21 protein-coding genes and 1 tRNA gene are annotated in these 17407 nt (G+C 53.5%); 17 read left to right on the forward strand and 5 right to left on the reverse strand.

Features of this window, described 5'->3' with window-relative positions; translation table 11 throughout:
* The 12 genes from G9Q73_RS14960 to G9Q73_RS15015 all read left to right on the forward strand — a co-directional run.
* On the forward strand, window positions 1-351 hold a 351-nt coding region (locus G9Q73_RS14960), incomplete at its 5' end, for a chemotaxis protein CheW (RefSeq protein WP_177420485.1).
* Window positions 352-354: 3 nt separating this feature from the next.
* On the forward strand, window positions 355-1416 hold the full coding sequence (locus tag G9Q73_RS14965; RefSeq protein ID WP_177420486.1) for a protein-glutamate methylesterase/protein-glutamine glutaminase: 1062 nt from the start codon (window positions 355-357) through the stop codon (window positions 1414-1416).
* Between the two features lie 5 nt (window positions 1417-1421).
* The gene (locus G9Q73_RS14970) at window positions 1422-2168 is read left to right on the forward strand and encodes a flagellar motor protein (RefSeq protein WP_177420487.1); all 747 of its coding nucleotides are present in this window, start codon (window positions 1422-1424) and stop codon (window positions 2166-2168) included.
* 10 nt (window positions 2169-2178) lie between these two features.
* Window positions 2179-3009 carry a flagellar motor protein MotD gene (gene motD, locus G9Q73_RS14975; RefSeq protein WP_177420488.1) on the forward strand — a complete coding sequence of 277 codons (831 nt, stop codon included), beginning with the start codon at window positions 2179-2181 and terminating at the stop codon, window positions 3007-3009.
* Window positions 3006-3806: a ParA family protein gene (locus tag G9Q73_RS14980; protein WP_177420489.1), complete on the forward strand. Its 801-nt coding sequence runs from the start codon at window positions 3006-3008 to the stop codon at window positions 3804-3806. Before motD ends, G9Q73_RS14980 begins: the two co-directional genes overlap by 4 nt.
* Window positions 3803-4135 carry a hypothetical protein gene (locus tag G9Q73_RS14985; RefSeq protein ID WP_177420490.1) on the forward strand — a complete coding sequence of 111 codons (333 nt, stop codon included), beginning with the start codon at window positions 3803-3805 and terminating at the stop codon, window positions 4133-4135. The genes G9Q73_RS14980 and G9Q73_RS14985 overlap by 4 nt, the downstream gene beginning before the upstream one ends.
* Window positions 4136-4137: 2 nt before the next feature.
* Window positions 4138-4524 (forward strand): chemotaxis protein CheW, encoded by a 387-nt coding sequence (locus tag G9Q73_RS14990; protein WP_177420491.1) that lies wholly within the window; start codon window positions 4138-4140, stop codon window positions 4522-4524.
* Window positions 4525-4596: 72 nt separating this feature from the next.
* Window positions 4597-5079 (forward strand): chemotaxis protein CheW, encoded by a 483-nt coding sequence (locus tag G9Q73_RS14995; RefSeq protein WP_177420492.1) that lies wholly within the window; start codon window positions 4597-4599, stop codon window positions 5077-5079.
* 248 nt (window positions 5080-5327) lie between these two features.
* Window positions 5328-5504 (forward strand): hypothetical protein, encoded by a 177-nt coding sequence (locus G9Q73_RS15000; protein ID WP_177420493.1) that lies wholly within the window; start codon window positions 5328-5330, stop codon window positions 5502-5504.
* Window positions 5501-5914, forward strand: coding sequence for a DUF2802 domain-containing protein (locus G9Q73_RS15005; RefSeq protein ID WP_177420494.1), 414 nt, complete (start codon window positions 5501-5503; stop codon window positions 5912-5914). Before G9Q73_RS15000 ends, G9Q73_RS15005 begins: the two co-directional genes overlap by 4 nt.
* Window positions 5915-6036: 122 nt before the next feature.
* Window positions 6037-6570 (forward strand): molybdopterin-guanine dinucleotide biosynthesis protein MobB, encoded by a 534-nt coding sequence (mobB, locus tag G9Q73_RS15010; RefSeq protein WP_177420495.1) that lies wholly within the window; start codon window positions 6037-6039, stop codon window positions 6568-6570.
* A gap of 191 nt (window positions 6571-6761) precedes the next feature.
* A complete protein-coding gene (locus G9Q73_RS15015) occupies window positions 6762-7763 on the forward strand; it encodes an SGNH/GDSL hydrolase family protein (protein ID WP_177420496.1) in 1002 nt (333 codons plus the stop codon).
* A 48-nt stretch (window positions 7764-7811) separates the two neighbouring features.
* On the opposite strand, the gene G9Q73_RS15020 is transcribed toward G9Q73_RS15015, so the two are convergent.
* Window positions 7812-8447, reverse strand: a complete 636-nt coding sequence (locus tag G9Q73_RS15020; protein WP_177420497.1) for a class I SAM-dependent methyltransferase — start codon at window positions 8445-8447, stop codon at window positions 7812-7814.
* Window positions 8448-8564: 117 nt separating this feature from the next.
* On the opposite strand from G9Q73_RS15020, the gene G9Q73_RS15025 reads away from it, so the two are divergent.
* A tRNA-Ser gene (locus G9Q73_RS15025) sits at window positions 8565-8656 on the forward strand.
* 219 nt (window positions 8657-8875) lie between these two features.
* Here the strand turns inward: G9Q73_RS15025 and G9Q73_RS15030 are convergent.
* The 3 genes from G9Q73_RS15030 to G9Q73_RS20570 all read right to left on the reverse strand — a co-directional run bounded on the left by G9Q73_RS15030 (window position 8876) and on the right by G9Q73_RS20570 (window position 10415).
* Entirely contained in the window at window positions 8876-9271 is a 396-nt protein-coding gene (locus G9Q73_RS15030; protein WP_177420498.1) for a bacteriohemerythrin, read from the reverse strand.
* A 326-nt stretch (window positions 9272-9597) separates the two neighbouring features.
* A complete protein-coding gene (locus G9Q73_RS15035; RefSeq protein WP_177420499.1) occupies window positions 9598-9984 on the reverse strand; it encodes a hypothetical protein in 387 nt (128 codons plus the stop codon).
* 332 nt (window positions 9985-10316) lie between these two features.
* On the reverse strand, window positions 10317-10415 hold the full coding sequence (locus G9Q73_RS20570) for a PEP-CTERM sorting domain-containing protein (protein WP_177420500.1): 99 nt from the start codon (window positions 10413-10415) through the stop codon (window positions 10317-10319).
* A gap of 483 nt (window positions 10416-10898) precedes the next feature.
* On the opposite strand from G9Q73_RS20570, the gene G9Q73_RS15045 reads away from it, so the two are divergent.
* The 4 genes from G9Q73_RS15045 (at window position 10899) to G9Q73_RS15060 (ending at window position 16880) form a co-directional block, all read left to right on the forward strand.
* A complete protein-coding gene (locus tag G9Q73_RS15045; RefSeq protein WP_177420501.1) occupies window positions 10899-11558 on the forward strand; it encodes a YopT-type cysteine protease domain-containing protein in 660 nt (219 codons plus the stop codon).
* A 315-nt stretch (window positions 11559-11873) separates the two neighbouring features.
* A complete protein-coding gene (locus tag G9Q73_RS15050) occupies window positions 11874-13463 on the forward strand; it encodes an NADH-ubiquinone oxidoreductase-F iron-sulfur binding region domain-containing protein (RefSeq protein WP_177420502.1) in 1590 nt (529 codons plus the stop codon).
* Window positions 13460-16153: a formate dehydrogenase subunit alpha gene (gene fdhF / locus G9Q73_RS15055; RefSeq protein WP_177420503.1), complete on the forward strand. Its 2694-nt coding sequence runs from the start codon at window positions 13460-13462 to the stop codon at window positions 16151-16153. The genes G9Q73_RS15050 and fdhF overlap by 4 nt, the downstream gene beginning before the upstream one ends.
* 268 nt (window positions 16154-16421) lie before the next feature.
* On the forward strand, window positions 16422-16880 hold the full coding sequence (locus G9Q73_RS15060) for a rhodanese-like domain-containing protein (protein WP_177420504.1): 459 nt from the start codon (window positions 16422-16424) through the stop codon (window positions 16878-16880).
* An 88-nt stretch (window positions 16881-16968) separates the two neighbouring features.
* Here the strand turns inward: G9Q73_RS15060 and G9Q73_RS15065 are convergent, their stop codons facing one another.
* Window positions 16969-17367 carry a hypothetical protein gene (locus G9Q73_RS15065; protein ID WP_177420505.1) on the reverse strand — a complete coding sequence of 133 codons (399 nt, stop codon included), beginning with the start codon at window positions 17365-17367 and terminating at the stop codon, window positions 16969-16971.
* Between the last annotated feature and the right edge of the window lie 40 nt (window positions 17368-17407).

Raw genomic sequence — 17407 nt, forward strand, 5'->3', positions numbered from 1 at the left:
ATGGTTCGGGAACGCGCTCTGCCGCTTTTCTATCTCAGTCGATGGTTGGTGCAGAACAGTGCCATGGTGGAAGAGGGAAAGGGTAGTCGACATGTCGTTGTGGTCAATGTCGGTAACATCCAGGTGGGGCTGGTGGTGGATGAACTGATTGGCCAGGAAGAGGTGGTTATCAAGCCACTCGGCGCCATGTTGCAGGGATTGGAAGGCATGGCCGGTGCAACGATAACCGGCGATGGGAAAATCGCGCTGATCATGGATGTCCCAGGACTGATGCGCAAGTACGCCAATATTAGTGGGCCAGTGATCTGCAGAGGGTTTCAGAAACAACTGTCTCTCAGAAATGGATGGTGAGAAATGCAGGCCAGCCTGAAAGTCTTAGTCGTCGATGATTCAGCTTTTTACCGGCACAGGATTGGTGAGATGCTGGAGGCTGCGCCGGATCTTGAGATAGCCGGTTACGCCACGAATGGTGAAGAGGCGGTCAAGCTGGCGCAACAGCTACATCCGGATGTCATCACCATGGATGTGCAGATGCCGGTACTCGATGGAATTACCGCAGTTCGCCACATCATGGCGAGATCCCCGACCCGCATCCTGATGTTTTCGGCACTCACCAAGGCCGGGGCGCGGGAAACGCTTGATGCCCTGGAGTCCGGGGCGATGGATTTTCTTGCAAAAACGCCGGACGGTCTGAAATCGGGTGAATCCGCAGAGATTTTCGCAGAGCAACTCCGGCAGCGGGTAAGAGCTGTAGGGCATGGGCGGCTGCCGCTAAAATCAGCGAAAACCACAGGATTCGGGACAAGCAGGTTGCCGCTCGGGTATAGGCAGGAGACCGGGCCTGTTGACATGATTGCTATCGGTGCATCAACCGGTGGTCCTGTGGCATTGCAGAATATTTTAACCCGTTTGCCACGGAATTTTTCGATCCCATTGTTGGTTGCAGTACATATGCCCGCCGCATTCACTTCGGCCTATGCTGACCGTCTCAATACTGTTTGCGCCATTGAAGTGAAGGAGGCGAGGGATCGTGATCCGCTACGTCCCGGCAGGGTGCTGTTGGCACCAGGCGGCAGGCAGATGACAGTGGAAAAGGGACCCTCGGGTTCAATGGTGAGGGTCAAAGATGCGCGTGGGGGACAGATCTACCATCCCAGTGTGGATCAGCTGCTTGAGTCGGCGGCCAGGGTTTTTGGTGCGCAGGCACTGGGCGTGGTTCTGACGGGAATGGGCGCGGATGGTTTGGAGGGGGCGCGCAAGTTGAAGTCGACAGGCGCCAAACTCTGGAGCCAGGATGAGGCGAGCTGTGTGGTTTACGGCATGCCCCGGGTGGTTGAAAAAGCGGGTCTTGTGGATCGTGTTGTCTCGCTCGATGAGATCGGGCCTATGCTTGAAAATCTGGGTAGAGAACAGTAGAGAATATGAGAGTCGACTTCCTCAGCTTTATCGGCATCATCATCGCCTTTATGGCGGTGTTGGGCGGTAATTGGCTTGAAGGCGGGCACGTCGACTCGCTGGTCAACGGCCCAGCAATGATTATTGTGATTGGCGGCACCGTTGGTGCGATCCTTCTACAGACGCCTGTGCCTGTTTTTTTGCATGCGCTGAGGCTCTCAGGGCGTGTGTTTCTACCTGCCAGGATCGACATGTCCCCGACCATCAAGAAACTTATCACCTGGAGCAATATCGCACGCAAAGAGGGTCTGCTCGGGTTGGAAACCATATCCGAAAAGGAATCGGATGACTTTCTCCGTAAAGGCATGCAATTGCTGGTGGATGGCAGCGAACCGGAAGTGATTCGGGATATCCTCGAGATGGAGGTGGATGCCACGGAACACTACGATCTGCAGGCGGCCAAGGTTTATGAAGGCATGGGTGGCTACTCGCCCACTATCGGTATCATCGGCGCGGTCATGGGTTTGATCCATGTGATGCAAAATCTGGCAGACCCCGCCAAGCTGGGCAGCGGTATTGCTACGGCTTTTGTCGCCACCATCTACGGGGTGGGACTGGCAAATCTGTTTCTACTGCCGATAGCGGCAAAACTGAAGACCCAGTCGTTGGGAATGACGAAATACCACGAGATGGTGGTCGAAGGGGTTGTAGCGATAGCCGAGGGTGAGAATCCACGCAATATTGAGATGAAGCTGAAGGCTTTTCTCTCATAACGAGGGCAAAATGGCGCGCAGGCGTAAACGGCATGTGGAGCAGGAGAATCACGAAAGGTGGGTTGTCTCCTATGCGGACTTTATTACCCTGCTGTTTGCATTTTTTGTCGTGATGTACTCAATCTCTTCAGTCAATGAGGGCAAATACCGGGTGTTGTCCCAAACATTGAGCAATGCGTTTCAGGAGCCGTCCCGCAGCCAGGAGCCTATCCAAATTGGCGAGATCAGCCGTTCCAGCGGAGATCCCATGGGTGCCGAAGGCACCAACGCGCTGATCCAGACAGAGATACGTTTCGGCCCTGGCACTTACGATGATGATGGATTACTGGACAACGCGGTGGATGAGGGGCAACGCCTGAGCTATCTTGCGGCCACCATTGGTGACATGCTCGAACCCTATATCGAAAAGGATCTGGTCGATGTATCACACAGCGATACACGGGTGATAGTGGACATGAAGAACAAGATGCTCTTCCCCAGTGGCAGTGCCAAACTCTCCCGTGCCGCAGTAAAGGTTCTGCGGGATATCAGCAGCATTCTGCGACCATTGAAAAATCAACTGCAGATTGAAGGCTATACGGACAACCAGCCAATCCATACGCCTGAATATCCGTCGAATTGGGAGCTTTCCGCAGCGCGTGCGGCCAGTGTAGTGCATCTGATCGCCCGCATGGGTGTGGCCCCTGAACGCCTGGCAGCCATCGGATATGGTGAACACCGCCCGATTGCCGACAATGACAGTGAGACCGGGCGGCAAAAAAACCGCCGGGTAAGTCTGGTTATTCTCGGCATGAACGGCGACTCGGATCGGACCATTATCTTACCCGGCGGTGGCCGGTGAAGATCTGGACCATTGCCAACCAGAAAGGCGGAGTGGGCAAGACCACCACCACGGTCGGTCTCGGTGGCCTGCTGTCGCAGTGGGGTTTCAGAACCCTGCTGATCGATATTGATCCCCACGGTTCATTGACCAGCTATTTTCGTTATGACCCTGACGCCATCGAAGAGAGCGTCTACTCGCTCTTCAAGGCGGTGGCGGACAAACAGGATGTTGATCCAGCGACACTGCTCTACAAGACCGGTACCGACGGATTGGAACTGATGCCCGCCGCCATGGCGCTGGCGACCCTCGATCGTCAGGCAGGCAGGTTGGACGGCATGGGTCTGGTGATCAAAAACGCCCTCGCCCGGTTGGAAGATCGTTTCGACTATGTATTGATCGACTGTCCCCCGGTCCTCGGTATTCTGATGATCAATGCGCTGGCGGCTTGCGGGCAGCTGATTATTCCCGTGCAGACAGAGTTCCTTGCCCTCAAGGGGTTGGAGCGGATGTTGCATACCCTGAAGATGGTACTCAAGGCGCGACAGAATTCGCTGCCCTATACCATCGTCCCCACCATGTACGATCAGCGCACCCGTGCTTCCGTCGACAGCCTGAAGGTGTTGCGTGAGACCTATCAGGATCATCTCTGGCGAGGCCTGATTCCGGTTGACACCCTTCTGCGCGAAGCGAGCAGGGCAGGTATCCCCCCCGCAATGTTCGACCCTGGTGGTCGCGGTGTGAGTGCCTATACCGATCTACTCGAAGACCTGCAGCGGGAAGTGGAACAGCCGGTCAGTGCCGGAGCTGGGCGTTGAATCGACAACAGGAAAGGCCCTCCACCCGTCTTGCGGAGCCGGATGCCGCCCTCCGCAGCTATCTGGATGTGCTGCTGCAGGAGATCAGTGAGATTCCCGTCGAGGCGCCGGTCGCCGAAACTAAAGTTGTCAGCAAAATAGCCGATAATACGGAACAGTTGCTGACGGAGGCCGTTTCCGCCATACAGGTGAGTGAGGTGGCGGCTGCCGGGCCGGTGATCGAGGTCGTCAGTCAGACCGCTGAGGTCATACAAACAGTCAATGAACCGATCATCCCGTCCTGGGCCGAAATGCCGTTTCAGGTGTTGATGTTCAAGGTGGGGGGCTGAATATGGGAATACCTCTGACCGGATTGATGAGTATTCTTGAGTGGCGGGATGAGGCCGCTGTTATGCCAGGCCAGCCCAATTGGCATCTGGGTGTGTTGCTCAATCGAGGGCAGAAGATAGTGGTGCTCGACACCGCTCGTCTGGTGATGCCGGAGAGAGTCAGTGACAGGGTGCCGGGTGAACGACAGAGCGGCGGCCATGTTTTGATCGTGGGTGATGGCGGATATGGCCTTGCCGTAGACGGTATTGCAGAGACGATCATGCTGGATGCTGGAGGTGTGCGCTGGCGCACTGCCCAGGGAAAACGTCCCTGGCTGGCCGGAACGATGGTAGAGCAGTTGTCGGTGCTGCTGGATATTGACGGCATGTTGGGCATGATTAGTGCTTAAATAATTCGAAGAACATAATTCCCGTCCACTTTTTGACGTGACGGGGTGTAACAGGTGGGATGAGGTGTGTAAATGAACACAAATACTGCAGAAGTCGATGCGAATGATTCGGTGCTTCAGTTGGTCACCTTTCGGCTGAAGGATGAGTCATACGGCATCAATGTGATGAAGGTGCAGGAGGTTCTCAGGGTTACCGAGATCGCGCCGGTTCCTGGTGCGCCCCCCTTCGTACTGGGCATCATCAATCTGCGCGGCAACGTGGTGACCGTCATCGATACCCGCAGCCGTTTTGGTCTGCCTTCAGCCGAACTGGACGACTCAAGCCGTATCGTGATCATTGAGTCCGAAAAACAGGTGGTAGGCATCCTGGTGGATGCGGTGGCGGAAGTGGTGGAACTCAATGCGGACGAGGTCGACGCTGCACCCAATGTCGGCAATGATGAGAATTCGCGTTATATCCAGGGCGTGGCAACCCGTGAGAACGGTCTGCTGATCCTGGTGGATCTGAATAAACTGCTGACAGATGAGGAGTGGGCTGAGATCAGCATGTTCTGATGCCGAATGGCAATCCCATGCTACACTCCCTTCAAGTTGGCGCCTGTCCGGAAACGCTGTTTTTTTCCACGCAGCGCACGAAGTACACGCGACTGCATGGATGCAGGAGGTAGAGCAACGCAGGGAGCAGTTGCCGAAAGGTAATTTATTGTTGATCAATCTTTTGCCTTAGCGCTCTTCGCGGTTGGATATGGGTTTCCGGACGAACACAAGTTAGACCCCGACCATCTAAAACCAATGGAGCCGATATGCCGGAAATCGGCGAGCAGAGTCCGATAAATCCACTCTACCCCGTGAATCCCAGTCGGCGGCCGGAGCGTCGTGAACGCCCGAAGCCCCAAGAAGAGCGTAACAAACAGGGCAGGAAAAAAGAGCGCGCTCAGGAAAATGACAACGGCAAGCCGCACATCGATGAATACGCATGATGGATAGCACCATCCTCAACCTATGGATAACCCTTGCAGTTCTGGTGATCGCTGTTTTGGTGTTTATCGTACTCTCATATAAACAAACCAATCGCACTCAAGAGCGTCTCGCTGAAGCAATGCGTGAGGTGGAGATCCTCAAACAGACGGTCGGGGCGCTCTGTTCCAGTTCCGTCGGTGTGGATAAACGGGTCAATCGCATTGAACGCCATGGGCGGGATCTGGAAGAGCGGCAGGAGAGCATGGAGTACCAACGGGCCGGTGAGCCTCCCTACGCCGAGGCGATTCGTCTGGTTCAGGAGGGCGCCAAGGCCGATCAGTTGATGGATGAGTTGAACATCAGTCGGGGCGAGGCGGATCTGATCGTCATGTTGCACGGCATGAAGCGAAGCGGCTCTCCCATCGATTGAGGACGCCATCCAGCACAGTAATATCCAGGGGTCGGAGTCAAACCGCCTGTCCAGGTTTAATTATCTACCCATATTGTGCGGTTTGACTCCGACCCCTAACCTTCTCCCACACTGGTAGATAGATGATTCAGGCAGCTGTTCCCGTACTGGGATTTGCCGCATACAGCGGCACCGGAAAGACCACCCTGTTGACCCGATTGATTCCGCTACTGAAGGCGGAGGGAATCCGGATCGGCGTGATCAAGCATGCCCACCATAAAGTCGATGTCGACAAACCCGGCAAGGACAGCTATGAACTGCGCAAGGCCGGTGCCGGTCAGGTGTTGCTGGCTACCGCTCAGCGCTGGGCTCTGATGGTGGAGGAGGAGGTCGAGGGCGATCCTGACCTGCAGACAATGCTCGATCGCCTGGACGCCTCACAACTCGACCTGATCCTGGTGGAGGGTTTTCGTCATGTGCGTTTCCCCAAGATCGAACTGCACCGGCCTGTCATGGGACGTCCTCTGCTCTGTCTGGAGGATCCCTCGATCGTCGCTGTGGCCAGCGATGAGCCGTTACCTGTGTCGTTGACTCTGCCCCAACTCGACATCAACGATGTGCCGGCGATACGGGATTTCATCCTGTTCAAATACCTGCAGCCGAGCAGCGACGAGTAGGCGCTGCGCCTCGTTGCGATTGGAATTTGGATCTCGCAGCAGGCGCCACTCCGATGGATATTAGCATCTGAATGGCTATGGATAGAGGCCCACAGCGCTACGAACGTACTGATCAGGTCACCTTTTATTCCTGCCTTGACAAGCTATAGTTAGGTTCATTGCATCCCGTTTTCCTGAGCCAGGAGCGAAAAATGAGAAGATACGGACTATGGAGTCTATTGCTTTTTCTGGTGTTGCTATGGCCCCTGACGACTTTTGCCAGCCGCTTCAGCGACCTGTATGTGTTTGGTGACAGCCTGTCGGATCAGGGTAACGTCTCCACAATTACAGGAGGATTGATACCACCGCCGGAATACACTGACGGAATCAACAGTGGACGCTTCACCAACGGACTGAACTACGTCGATTATTTTTCTGACCGACTGGGTCTTCCCACTGGTAGCTCAGTGTTGGGTGGCAACAACTACGCCTATGGTGGTGCGCGCAGCTTCACCCATCCACTCGGCGCCTTCGGTGCACTGAGTCTCAATGAACAGAAAGATCTCTATCTGGGTGGACTGGGCATGACACTGGCTGATGCCGATGCGCTCTTTATCGTCTGGTCCGGATCCAATGACATGAGTGATATCCTGGACCAGGCGTTGGTCAATCCCTTATACGATCCCACTGCCGATATAACCATTGCAGTTGGCGGAATCGCTCAGGTGGTGGGGGAACTCGCCGCCATCGGGGCAAAAGATTTCCTCATACCCAACGTCCCCGACTTGGGTTTGGTGCCTCTCGTAACCGGTGGCGGAGCGCCCGTGGCGGGGGCGTCTTTTCTGACCAATCTCTTCAATAATGCCCTCGATGCCGCCCTGCTGGCGGTGATAGCCCCCTTTGCTGGCGTTGACCTGATGCGGTTCGATACCTTTGGGTTGCTCAACCAGGTTTATGCCGATCCTGCTTCGTTTGGTTTTACCAATGCCACAGATGCCTGTTACAGCGAGTTTGTCTTAGCTGGTGGAGCCACCTGTGCCAACCCGGATGAGTATCTCTCATGGGACGGTTTTCATCCCACGTCGGCCACTCACCAGATACTTGCTGCTCAAATGCACGAAGTGGTGCCTGAGCCGACGGTACTGGGGCTGATGCTTATTGGACTGCTGGGCGTGGCGATAGGACGTTTCCGCATCGCCTGGGTCCATTCCTGACCCCATAACTGCTACCGGCTGAGGGACCAGGGAAGGCGGGAAGTGGCACTATTTTTCGGCCGTAATGTAGGCGATCCATCCAGCGTCCGCTTCGCCCTCTTCAACAGGCTCGAAAATGCCATCCGCTTCACCCTCTTCATCGAAGCCCTGCCAATAAAAGGTCACTTTGCTGAAACCTGCGTCATCGAGCAGTTCCCTGATCTCCGGCAGTGTCCAGAGGCGCCAGTTGTAGCTGAAGGCCTTTTCCAGACGCGAATCATCCGGAAAATCGAAATGGATGTGGCAGATCAGGGTGCCGCTGATGGGGTCGTATTTTTCCTGCTCCCAGATATAGGTGAAGCTGCTGTCACCATCCTCGATCTCCCGCTCTTCGACGATGTCGCGGAAAGAGTCGTAACCCCCATAGGCGTCCATGAAGAGGATGCCCCCCTCAGCCAGCTGTTTGTGTACCTGCTTAAAGTAGCTCTTCAGTTGGTCGCGCTCCTTGAAAAGCCAATAGCTGAAGTTCATCGCCGAAATGATGTCCGGCGCTTCTGTTTGCACGGTTAACACATTATCCAGAATCAGCTCGATCCGGTTGGCCCTGGAGGCTTTGAGTTGGCCAATCTGGTGCGTTTTACCCCAGTCCAACACCTCTTTGTCCAGATCGACACCGATGGCACTGTTGGTTTTGCGGCGACGCACCCATTCACTACAGACGTTTGCAGTACCGCAGAAATCCTCGCGCAGAAGCTTTGCCCGGCGTCCGCGGAGCCTCCTGATGCCGATCTGGTTTTAACCTTTTGCGCCTCCCAAACGTGGGGAGAGGTGTCCGAGTGGCTGAAGGAGCACGCCTGGAAAGTGTGTGTACGTAAGCACCCGTACCGAGGGTTCGAATCCCTCCCTCTCCGCCAAATAGTCTGGTCTCTCTATAAAGTCTCCTGAGACGATCCAAGAATTCTAAATTAATCAACAGGATGTGCTTGACGAGTCGGCGCATTCTGCCCCTTACAGCGAACCAATACCCAAATCGCGATCGGTGCAGCTACTTGCTTTTGGAAAGGTAGTGCAATTTGCAGAAGTCGATGGTCTACATCATCATTACGAACGGTTGGAAGGTGTGCGTCCAGGTCCTACATCACTTCGACAAGATAAGAGCCCAACTTCATATCGGCAACGAGGATATGCTCGGTTAACCAAATCTCCAGAAACTCAATATCTTCATTCGAGAGCTGCTTGCCCTCATTCAGGAATTTCTGCTGCAGCGCCTTATGCTTACTGATTAATTTTGGTGCCTTGTGTTCCACAAAATCTTCATAATCATACTTCAGCATCAACCGCTCCTCGTGTTTGAAGTGCCAGACAGTACAACTTATCAGCTCTTCCAACACCGCCTCGATATAGTCTGCCGCATTCCCTTCCACTATAGAATGGGTGAGAATATTAAAAAGCTCTACAAGTTTGCGGTGATCTTCATCTATTTCCTCGACATCAACACTTAGCGCTTTGTCCCAAATTATATCCTTCACAAGCTCTTCTCCTGATGAAGCTGCCTTATTACGGCTCTCTTAACATATAGTTTTAATAGATATTTGACGCTCCTTGTCTCGATATCAGAATAAGCAAATCAGGGCTCCTAATTTGCCGTTTCCAGTATAGATCAGTTCATTCAGTAGTAGAAGTCGGAGTCGGCAACTCATTACCATGATGTTGCTTTGCCATGAACGGCCATCTGTTTGGAGATGCTTTTTCAACCCTGACTGGATATCACATCAGCTGAAACGCGCCAGAAGGCCTGAGCGTGGAAGTTGGCTATGCCCTTTCTCCCCAGCTGCTTTTCATCTTGTCTATTCAGTCAATCCGGTTTGTTCGCATCCCGATCCAATGTCTTGAGATGATGGTAATTGAAGGTGCCTATTACGGCGGTGAGGAAAAAGTAGAGCAGAATGAGAGAAAACAGCAAAAACATTGTGGAGGGAATATCCCCCTGTACTGCACGTAATACCAGGGGCAGGATGAAAAACAGGAAAAGCAATATGGACGCCAAACGGGATTTATAAAACAGTCCCGCTATGCAGGCGATAACGATGATCGCTCCGGCAGCCATTTCCGGCCGAGAGACGAGAAAGGAAAGCGTTTGTTCCCCGTGTACCTGGAGCAGAAGCCCAAAATCGAGAATCAGCCAAGCTACCGCGGCATAGATGCCGTTGACAATCGCCTGTTCAGCTTTCGCTAGATTCATGGCATCCAGTCATAATCGAATCAGTTGCATTTTGGGTTGTCCCTACCAATAACCCAATCCGATGACAGTGTTGAGAAACTGATCCGTGCAATGTTGCAACCATCCCTTAAAGTCGTTCCATGCATAATTTGAGGTCTTGGGGCATATTATGCCCTATCGGAGACTGAGTAATGCGAAAAAGCAGATTTAGTGAGAGCCAAATAGTTAGAATCCTGAAACAGTAAGGTGGTCGTAAGGTCAAGGAAGTCTGCCGGGAGCAAGAGCAGAAGTTCGTATTAGGGCCTGTCCCCTGTTTACGCGCGCGCGGCGGACTGGAGCTAAGTGTCCTCAAACTAAACCTTTCTGCGCCTGTAGAAACCGAGACCAGCGGGACCTAATCCCAAAAGAGTCAGGGTGGTGGGTTCTACGAGCGACAGAATAAGCTCTCGCATTCCTACAGGATCCGCCAAGTGCGGATAGGAGAAGGGATTGGAATTTGTTTTCGCCAAGCGAAGCAGATTTAATTGCGCCGTTCATGGTTGACTCCTGATTCCATGCTCAAACAGCCTGGATTCCTATTAACCTACGCAATATTCGCGCCACCACTATAAATCAACGACTTAGGTCATGGGTGATTAGTCAAGTGTAAAAAAATCCGACGGCCAAGAGTTGATGAAATAGTATGATCAAAGGTAACCAACTGATTTTTTTGTCAAAAAACTATGAAAACAGTGTAAGGCCAGCCGACACTCAGAATAAGTCGAATTCCTTTCTCTATTCGTGAGTACGAGATGTGTCTATTCTGGTGAAAACGCTCGCCATCCGCATAGTGTTGACAGGCCCTAACTCAATGTAATCTTTTCCCAACTATACTTAAAATAGCCCCGGCGTATGTCTGCCGGGTTTCACCAGTCGATTCCACAGGAGACGGAACCATGGCGTGGACGAAAGCCAAGTTCCAGCAGATCCTCGATGATTCCGGGATAAACGGGGAAGTGGTCATGGCCTACCAACAGGGCCAGGATCCCTTGGTGAAGGGGTTTGCCCAAGGGGAGGGGATCTGCGCCGGTATCTGTTACACGTTTCTGCGGCACGATCTGGTGCAGCCCAACGGCATGCAGCGCTCCAAAGGCGTCCAGGGTGGGCGTTCCACTGCCTCTGCCCGTTTTGTGCAGGCCTTGCTGGAGGCGAAGATCCGCGAGGGCTCCGGGGGCAAGAGCTTTGGCGAGGCGATCGCACCGGTGATGAAACGGGATGGGCTCAGTTCACGCGTCGTGGCCAAGGGAAGTGCGGATCTGTTTGGGCTGGGGGCTGGGGTAGCGATGGCGATTGATGATCTGCTGACCACCTCGGCACCGCCCCACGGCACCGCTACCCTGGCAGTAATGATCCGCATCCGCAAATCCACCGGGGGGCAGCATGCAACCGCGTTCACCGCAGTGGTGCCGGATGGCCCGGTACTCTTTCTTGATCCCAATCTCGGCAAGGTCCGTTTCACCGACGCTTTGGATTTCGGCACCTTCTGGGAGGAGAAGATGGAAGCCATCTACGCTAACCGGGGCTATGATCAGTACTTTTTGGAGGTGTTTAGTTGATTGTAAACGGTGCGGACGTCGGTGCATTCAGAATATCCAACAACAAATCTGATATGGCTAGACACTAGCCTGGCCCCACAAGAAAAGTAAGGCCGGGATATCTCAAGGGGAAGCGCTAAACAGTAATCCGAAGCGGGATAGCTGTTAGATTCAGCTGCGGTTGGCAAGGAACCATACGCTATATTATCCTCGATAAAAGAACTGATATGTGTCAGGAGAAGGCACCTGAAATCACATTCTTGCCGACTGCCTGTGCAGTCTATTTGATGCCGAAGTCATACCAGCCGACGGAACCAAGGCGCTGAGAGAGAGTGCATGTCAAAAAACATCCGTGCTTTAAGCAGTCGCCAGGGCCTTGAACACAATCTATTCGATTTGGTCAGCGCAACGATTCAGTCAGACACAGAGAAGAGCGATGCGGCAATGACCTTGTTGGCGGAAGAGGCTCGTCTGTCGGCTTCGGTCATCAAGGGAACCGCCAGTTTCTATGACTTTCTGAACGAACAGACGAAGAACAACGAAGTGCTGGTGTGTCACGGCACAGCTTGTCTGGTAAACGGTTCTGCCGCGGAAACTACAACGCGCCATCCACATGCGGGCAAAGCCATGTGCTGCGGGTACTGCTATCGCGGAGCAGGTTTGCTGAAACGCGAAGCTGAGGGCCGGCTGGATGGATACCATCAGGGGGATGACGATTTAAGCCGACCGGACATACCGGTCTATTGCCTCTCCCAGTCAGCCATACTTACCGGCCCGGTCGATTCGTTAGACGAACTCTATCGGATCGCATTAGACAAGCGCGATGAGATACTTCCTCAACTGGAGTGCTCGAAACTTCGCGGCCGAGGCGGCGCTGGATTTGGCTTTGCGTTTAAATGCGCTGCTACCGCTGAGGCTCAAGGCAGCGAAAAATATGTCGTCTGCAATGCGGACGAGGGCGATCCCGGCGCCTTCTCGGACCGATATCTGTTGGAACAGCAGCCCCATAAGGTGATGGCAGGCATGTATGCCGCCGGAGTCGCAGTAGGCGCCAACACCGGAGTGCTCTATATCCGTCGCGAATACCCTGAGGCGATTCGCAAGGTGGAAGCGGCCATGGCCGAGTTTGATTCCCTGCCGGATCAGATCAGTCGCGATTTCTCTTTTCAAATCATCGAAGGCGCAGGCTCTTATGTTTGCGGTGAGGAGACAGCACTGCTTAGCTCGATTGAGGGGCAGCGTCCTGAAGTTCGTGTACGTCCCCCGTTTCCTGCCACCCATGGTCTTTGGGGCAAGCCGACGCTACTTTCCAATGTGGAAACATTCGCCAATGTTCCCTGGATATTACAGCAAGGTGGCGAAGCCTATGCCGCTATCGGCACCGGGGAGAGCAAGGGAACCAAGCTGATCTCCCTCGATAGCCAGTTTGCGAAACCGGGCCTTTACGAAGTGGATTTCGGCTATCGGTTCAGCGACCTGATCTTCCGCCATGCTGGGGGGTTCGAGACCGAGGTGAAGGCGTTACAGGTGGGCGGACCGCTGGGGTCCATTCTCCCACTTACCGCCATCGACTCGTTGACAGTGGACTTCGAGAGTTTCCAGCGGGCCGGTTTCGCCTTGGGGCATGCCGGCATCATCGCCATCCCGAAGCGCTTTCCCATGATCGATTTCATGCGTCATATCTTCGATTACATGGCCGATGAGTCCTGTGGGAAATGTACTCCGTGCCGACTTGGGACAGCGAAGGGCAGTCATCTGCTGGAACAGACATCAGCGGATAATCCATTGGATAGCGAACTGTTTGAAGCGCTGCTGGAGTTGCTGGAGGTCGGTTCATTGTGCGCCCTGGGAGGCGGTGTTCCACTTCCGATGCGCAATGCTCTGATGCATTTTCATGATGAACTTTCCCCCTATTTCACAGCATGAGTCAGATCACTATCAACGGCATTGCCTATGCTTTCGAACCGGGAGAAACCCTCTATGAGTGTGTCAGCCGCCACCTTGGGGACACCGAGATTCCCGTGCTCTGCCATGACCCGGCATTGGAGCCGTTTGGCGCCTGCCGCATATGTCTGGTTGAAGTGGCTCGCGACAAAGGAGAAGCTGGTCGCTTAATGGCCTCGTGCCATACCCCCGCAGCAGATGGTCTGCATATCTCGACCCGTGGAGAGCGTCTGAACCGGGTGCGCAAAGGCATACTCGAACTGCTGTTGAGTAACTATCCGCAGAATAAACTTGAACCTGCGGCGGACGAGACTCCGTCGCTGTTCCAAAGGCTGCTGCGCGAGCGCGGTATCATCGAGAGTCGCTATCCACTGGAACAGGAACCCGGTAAGCCGGCGCAACCTCATACCTATCTGCGATTCGATCCGGCTGAGTGTATTCATTGCTATCGTTGTATCCGTGCCTGCGATGAGGTGCAGGGTCAGTTCGTATTATCCATGGTCAATCGTGGCATAAAGAGCCATATCATCCAGGGCTTGACGGGCGACTTTGGCGAGGCGGGTTGTGTCTCCTGTGGTCGATGCGTACAGACCTGTCCAACCAATGCCCTCAGTGACCGCTACCGGGCCAAGACTCTGCGGGCAGATCACACAGTCCAGACCGTCTGCACCTATTGCGGCGTTGGCTGTAATCTGGAGGTAAAGGTCAAGCAGGGTCGGGTGTCCGCTATCAGCGCCATCGAGGACGCAGAGGTCAATTGGGGACACACCTGCCTTAAAGGGCGCTACGCCTTTGAATACGTGCACCATCCTGATCGCCTGACGAGTCCGATGATTCGCCGTGATGCCGAGTTGGTCGAAGTCAGTTGGGATGAGGCGCTCGACTATATCGCTCAACGGCTCGCTGCTATCAGGCATGAACATGGTCCGGATGCCATCGCAGCTATTTCGTCTGCCCGCTGTACCAATGAAGAGAACTATCTGATGCAGAAGTTCATGCGTGCAGTGATCGGCAATAACAATATTGACGGTTGTGCACGGGTCTGCCATTCACCAACTGCTTTTGGTATGCAGCAGGTCTACGGTACGGGTGCGGCAACCAATTCGATCGGGGAGATTCCACTGGCCGACTGCCTGCTTGTTTTTGGCGCTAACCCCACTGAGGCTCATCCGGTTACCGGGGCCAGGTTGAAACAAGCGGCAATCCAGGGTGCTGATCTGATCATCGTTGATCCACGCCGCTCTGAACTGTCAAAGTATGCCGCCTGTCACTTGCAACCGCGCCCAGGCAGCAACGTAGCCCTGCTTAATATGCTTTGCCGTTACTTGATCGAGCTGGGATATGTCGACCAGGCTTTCGTTGCCAGCCGGACCGAGGGTTTCGAGGAATTCAGTGCGAAGGTGATGGCGCAGGATCTCGATCAACTGGAAAAGACAACCGGTGTATCGCGCGAAGACGCCCGACACGCCGCTGAAATTTATGGCCGTTCCCAGTGTGCCATGGCCTTTCATGGTCTTGGGATTACCGAACATTACCAGGGTAGTCGGGCGATCATGATGCTCGCTTCGCTGATTATGATGACTGGTAACATCGGCCGCCCTGGTACCGGCATGAACCCACTGCGCGGACAGAATAATGTCCAGGGAGCCGTCGACATGGGGGTTCAACCGGACTTTGGCGCAGGCTATCTGGACTACAAACAGCCGGAGATCAGGGCCCAGTTCGAGAAGATCTACGGCACCGAAATCCCGACCCAGGTGGGTCTGAAGATTCCGCAGATGTTCAGCGCGGCAAGGGAGGGAAAACTCAAGGCGTTATGGATCATGGGTGAGGATATACTGCAGACCGACCCTAATTCCTGCGAAGTCAAATATTCTCTCAATCTGCTTGATCTTCTGATCGTACAGGAGCTCTTCATGACCGAGACATGCAGTATGGCCGACGTCATTCTGCCGGCCTCATCATCTCTTGAAAAGAGCGGAACCTTTACCAACGGTGAACGGCGAATTCAGAAAGTCAACGCAGCTATCGGGCCTTTACGAGGTACTCGGCCTGACGGTGAAATCGTCTGCAACGTGATGGAACGCATGGGATATCCCCAAGGAGACTATGATCCCGCCGAACTGCTCAAGGAGATCTCCCAGATAGTGCCATTCTTTGCCGGTGTTACCTGGGAAAACCTCGAAGGTAACGGCAAGCAATGGCCGGTAGCGGCAGATGGAACTGATACTAAAATTCTCCATCAGCAGCGGTTCACATTGCCTAAGGGCAGGTTCCGTTTCTTCGAGTTCCAGGAGACCCCGGAGCTTCTCGACCACTCCGCGGAGTTCCCCTATATTCTAACCACCAGCCGACGCCTGGAGCATTACAATTGCGGTAGCATGACTCGGCGAACACCCAATCTGGAACTGGTCGATCATGATGTGTTGCTGGTCAATCCGGCTGATGCGGCAAGAGAGGGGATCACGGACGGTTCACGGGTGGAGATTCAGTCGTCCAACGGCGTGACCCATCTTAATGTGCAGGTCAGTGATGAGGTGAAACCGGGTGTTCTTTTCACGACCTTTCATTTTCCGGAGATTGCCATCAATCATCTGACCAGCGGCATCTTCGACCAGGAGAGTATGACGCCCGAGTATAAGGTCGTGGCTGTACGGCTTGTCGCAGGGTGAAATACGATTGGACAAGATTCTTTTTCTGCCGGAAGTCCGGTCTCTGTGCCTCGTCTGCTGTGCCACCTAATTTCGCTAAAGCAGTGAAAGCAGATAGAAAAAAACTGGGAGAGACCAGGGAACTAGCCTCAAAGCAGCCCTTAGGTACTATAATTACCAGTATAAGGAATGAGCACCCGGGGTAGCAGGAGGGGGCTCAACGGATGGTAAGTAAACCTCCTCATGCACGACCATCGAGGTTGCCAGTGCGTTGTTAGAGGAGGTGTGTATGAAAAAATTATTTCTGTTAGTAATCCTGTTCGTATTCTTTGTTGGCCCAGTCTTTTCCTATGATCAAAGGTTGGCAAAGAGCTATGAACAGTATTTCAGCTCATTCTCAGGCAAGGGAACCGGAAAGGCGTTGCAGATGATTCCGACGAAGGTCTTCGTCGAATCTCTGAAAAAGGGCGAGAAGCTGTTTATCGTGGATATTCGGACACCAGGAGAAACTGGAGTTTATGGCTTCAATCTAGCCAACAGTACAGTTATTCCGATGAATGAGGTTTTCACGTCAGCCAACTTGGCAAAAATCCCTACAAGCGGAAAAGTTGTGATTGTCTGCAAGGCTGGCCACAGGGCGATGGCGGTTGCCACAGGGTTGCGTCATATCGGGTTTAAGAACGTATTCGTTCTGAAACACGGAATTTCAGATGTAGCCCAATTCCTTTCGCCGAAAAGTGCTTATTAACCTAGCGTTACTCCCTGCGCTTTCGCGTGGGGAGTTCTCCAATGTTGCCCCAGTTTTCTACTCTACCAAATATCCTTTTATTCGCCCGTTAATGGGACAGCAGCGTATCAGGATGACAGAGTAGTTGATCGCTCAATATCGAAAAGACCATGAGATGGATACTATGGCTGTTCGCTTCTTCTCTTGCATTCAATAGATCTTCTTCCACCTCGTCAAACTCATCCTGAAGTTCCGGATACTGTTTCACGGCCTCGTTTGGACCTAGCAGACAATAGGCCGCGGCGATTGCTGCGGTATGTGTATGTTCTTCGATGATTTCACTTTTCGGTATCTGGAATTTCTTGTGAACACTGTCGGCGCGTTTGCGAATGCCCTGGGTGATTTTTCTGTAGGCGGCAGGATCGATATCGCCTTGATCCAGTCCAAAGGTCCTCAATACCTCAAAAAATCGGTCGTTATATGTTTTCTTTTTGAAGAAGATTTGCATGGTTTTATCCCTCAAAATCGATGTAAGAATCCTTCTTTAT

This window comes from endosymbiont of Lamellibrachia barhami (assembly GCF_011947365.2).
GTDB lineage: Bacteria > Pseudomonadota > Gammaproteobacteria > Chromatiales > Chromatiaceae > QGON01.

Coding starts and splice junctions, on each gene's coding strand:
- G9Q73_RS15035 (WP_177420499.1), bottom strand. CDS start 9,984: ATGAATCTAGCGAAAGCTGAACAGGCGATTGTCAACGGCATCTATGCC.
- G9Q73_RS15045 (WP_177420501.1), top strand. CDS start 10,899: ATGGCGTGGACGAAAGCCAAGTTCCAGCAGATCCTCGATGATTCCGGG.
- G9Q73_RS15050 (WP_177420502.1), top strand. CDS start 11,874: ATGTCAAAAAACATCCGTGCTTTAAGCAGTCGCCAGGGCCTTGAACAC.
- G9Q73_RS14990 (WP_177420491.1), top strand. CDS start 4,138: ATGGGAATACCTCTGACCGGATTGATGAGTATTCTTGAGTGGCGGGAT.
- motD (WP_177420488.1), top strand. CDS start 2,179: ATGGCGCGCAGGCGTAAACGGCATGTGGAGCAGGAGAATCACGAAAGG.
- G9Q73_RS14965 (WP_177420486.1), top strand. CDS start 355: ATGCAGGCCAGCCTGAAAGTCTTAGTCGTCGATGATTCAGCTTTTTAC.
- G9Q73_RS15005 (WP_177420494.1), top strand. CDS start 5,501: ATGATGGATAGCACCATCCTCAACCTATGGATAACCCTTGCAGTTCTG.
- G9Q73_RS15065 (WP_177420505.1), bottom strand. CDS start 17,367: ATGCAAATCTTCTTCAAAAAGAAAACATATAACGACCGATTTTTTGAG.
- G9Q73_RS20570 (WP_177420500.1), bottom strand. CDS start 10,415: ATGCGAGAGCTTATTCTGTCGCTCGTAGAACCCACCACCCTGACTCTT.
- G9Q73_RS15000 (WP_177420493.1), top strand. CDS start 5,328: ATGCCGGAAATCGGCGAGCAGAGTCCGATAAATCCACTCTACCCCGTG.
- G9Q73_RS14995 (WP_177420492.1), top strand. CDS start 4,597: ATGAACACAAATACTGCAGAAGTCGATGCGAATGATTCGGTGCTTCAG.
- fdhF (WP_177420503.1), top strand. CDS start 13,460: ATGAGTCAGATCACTATCAACGGCATTGCCTATGCTTTCGAACCGGGA.
- mobB (WP_177420495.1), top strand. CDS start 6,037: ATGATTCAGGCAGCTGTTCCCGTACTGGGATTTGCCGCATACAGCGGC.
- G9Q73_RS15015 (WP_177420496.1), top strand. CDS start 6,762: ATGAGAAGATACGGACTATGGAGTCTATTGCTTTTTCTGGTGTTGCTA.
- G9Q73_RS15060 (WP_177420504.1), top strand. CDS start 16,422: ATGAAAAAATTATTTCTGTTAGTAATCCTGTTCGTATTCTTTGTTGGC.
- G9Q73_RS14970 (WP_177420487.1), top strand. CDS start 1,422: ATGAGAGTCGACTTCCTCAGCTTTATCGGCATCATCATCGCCTTTATG.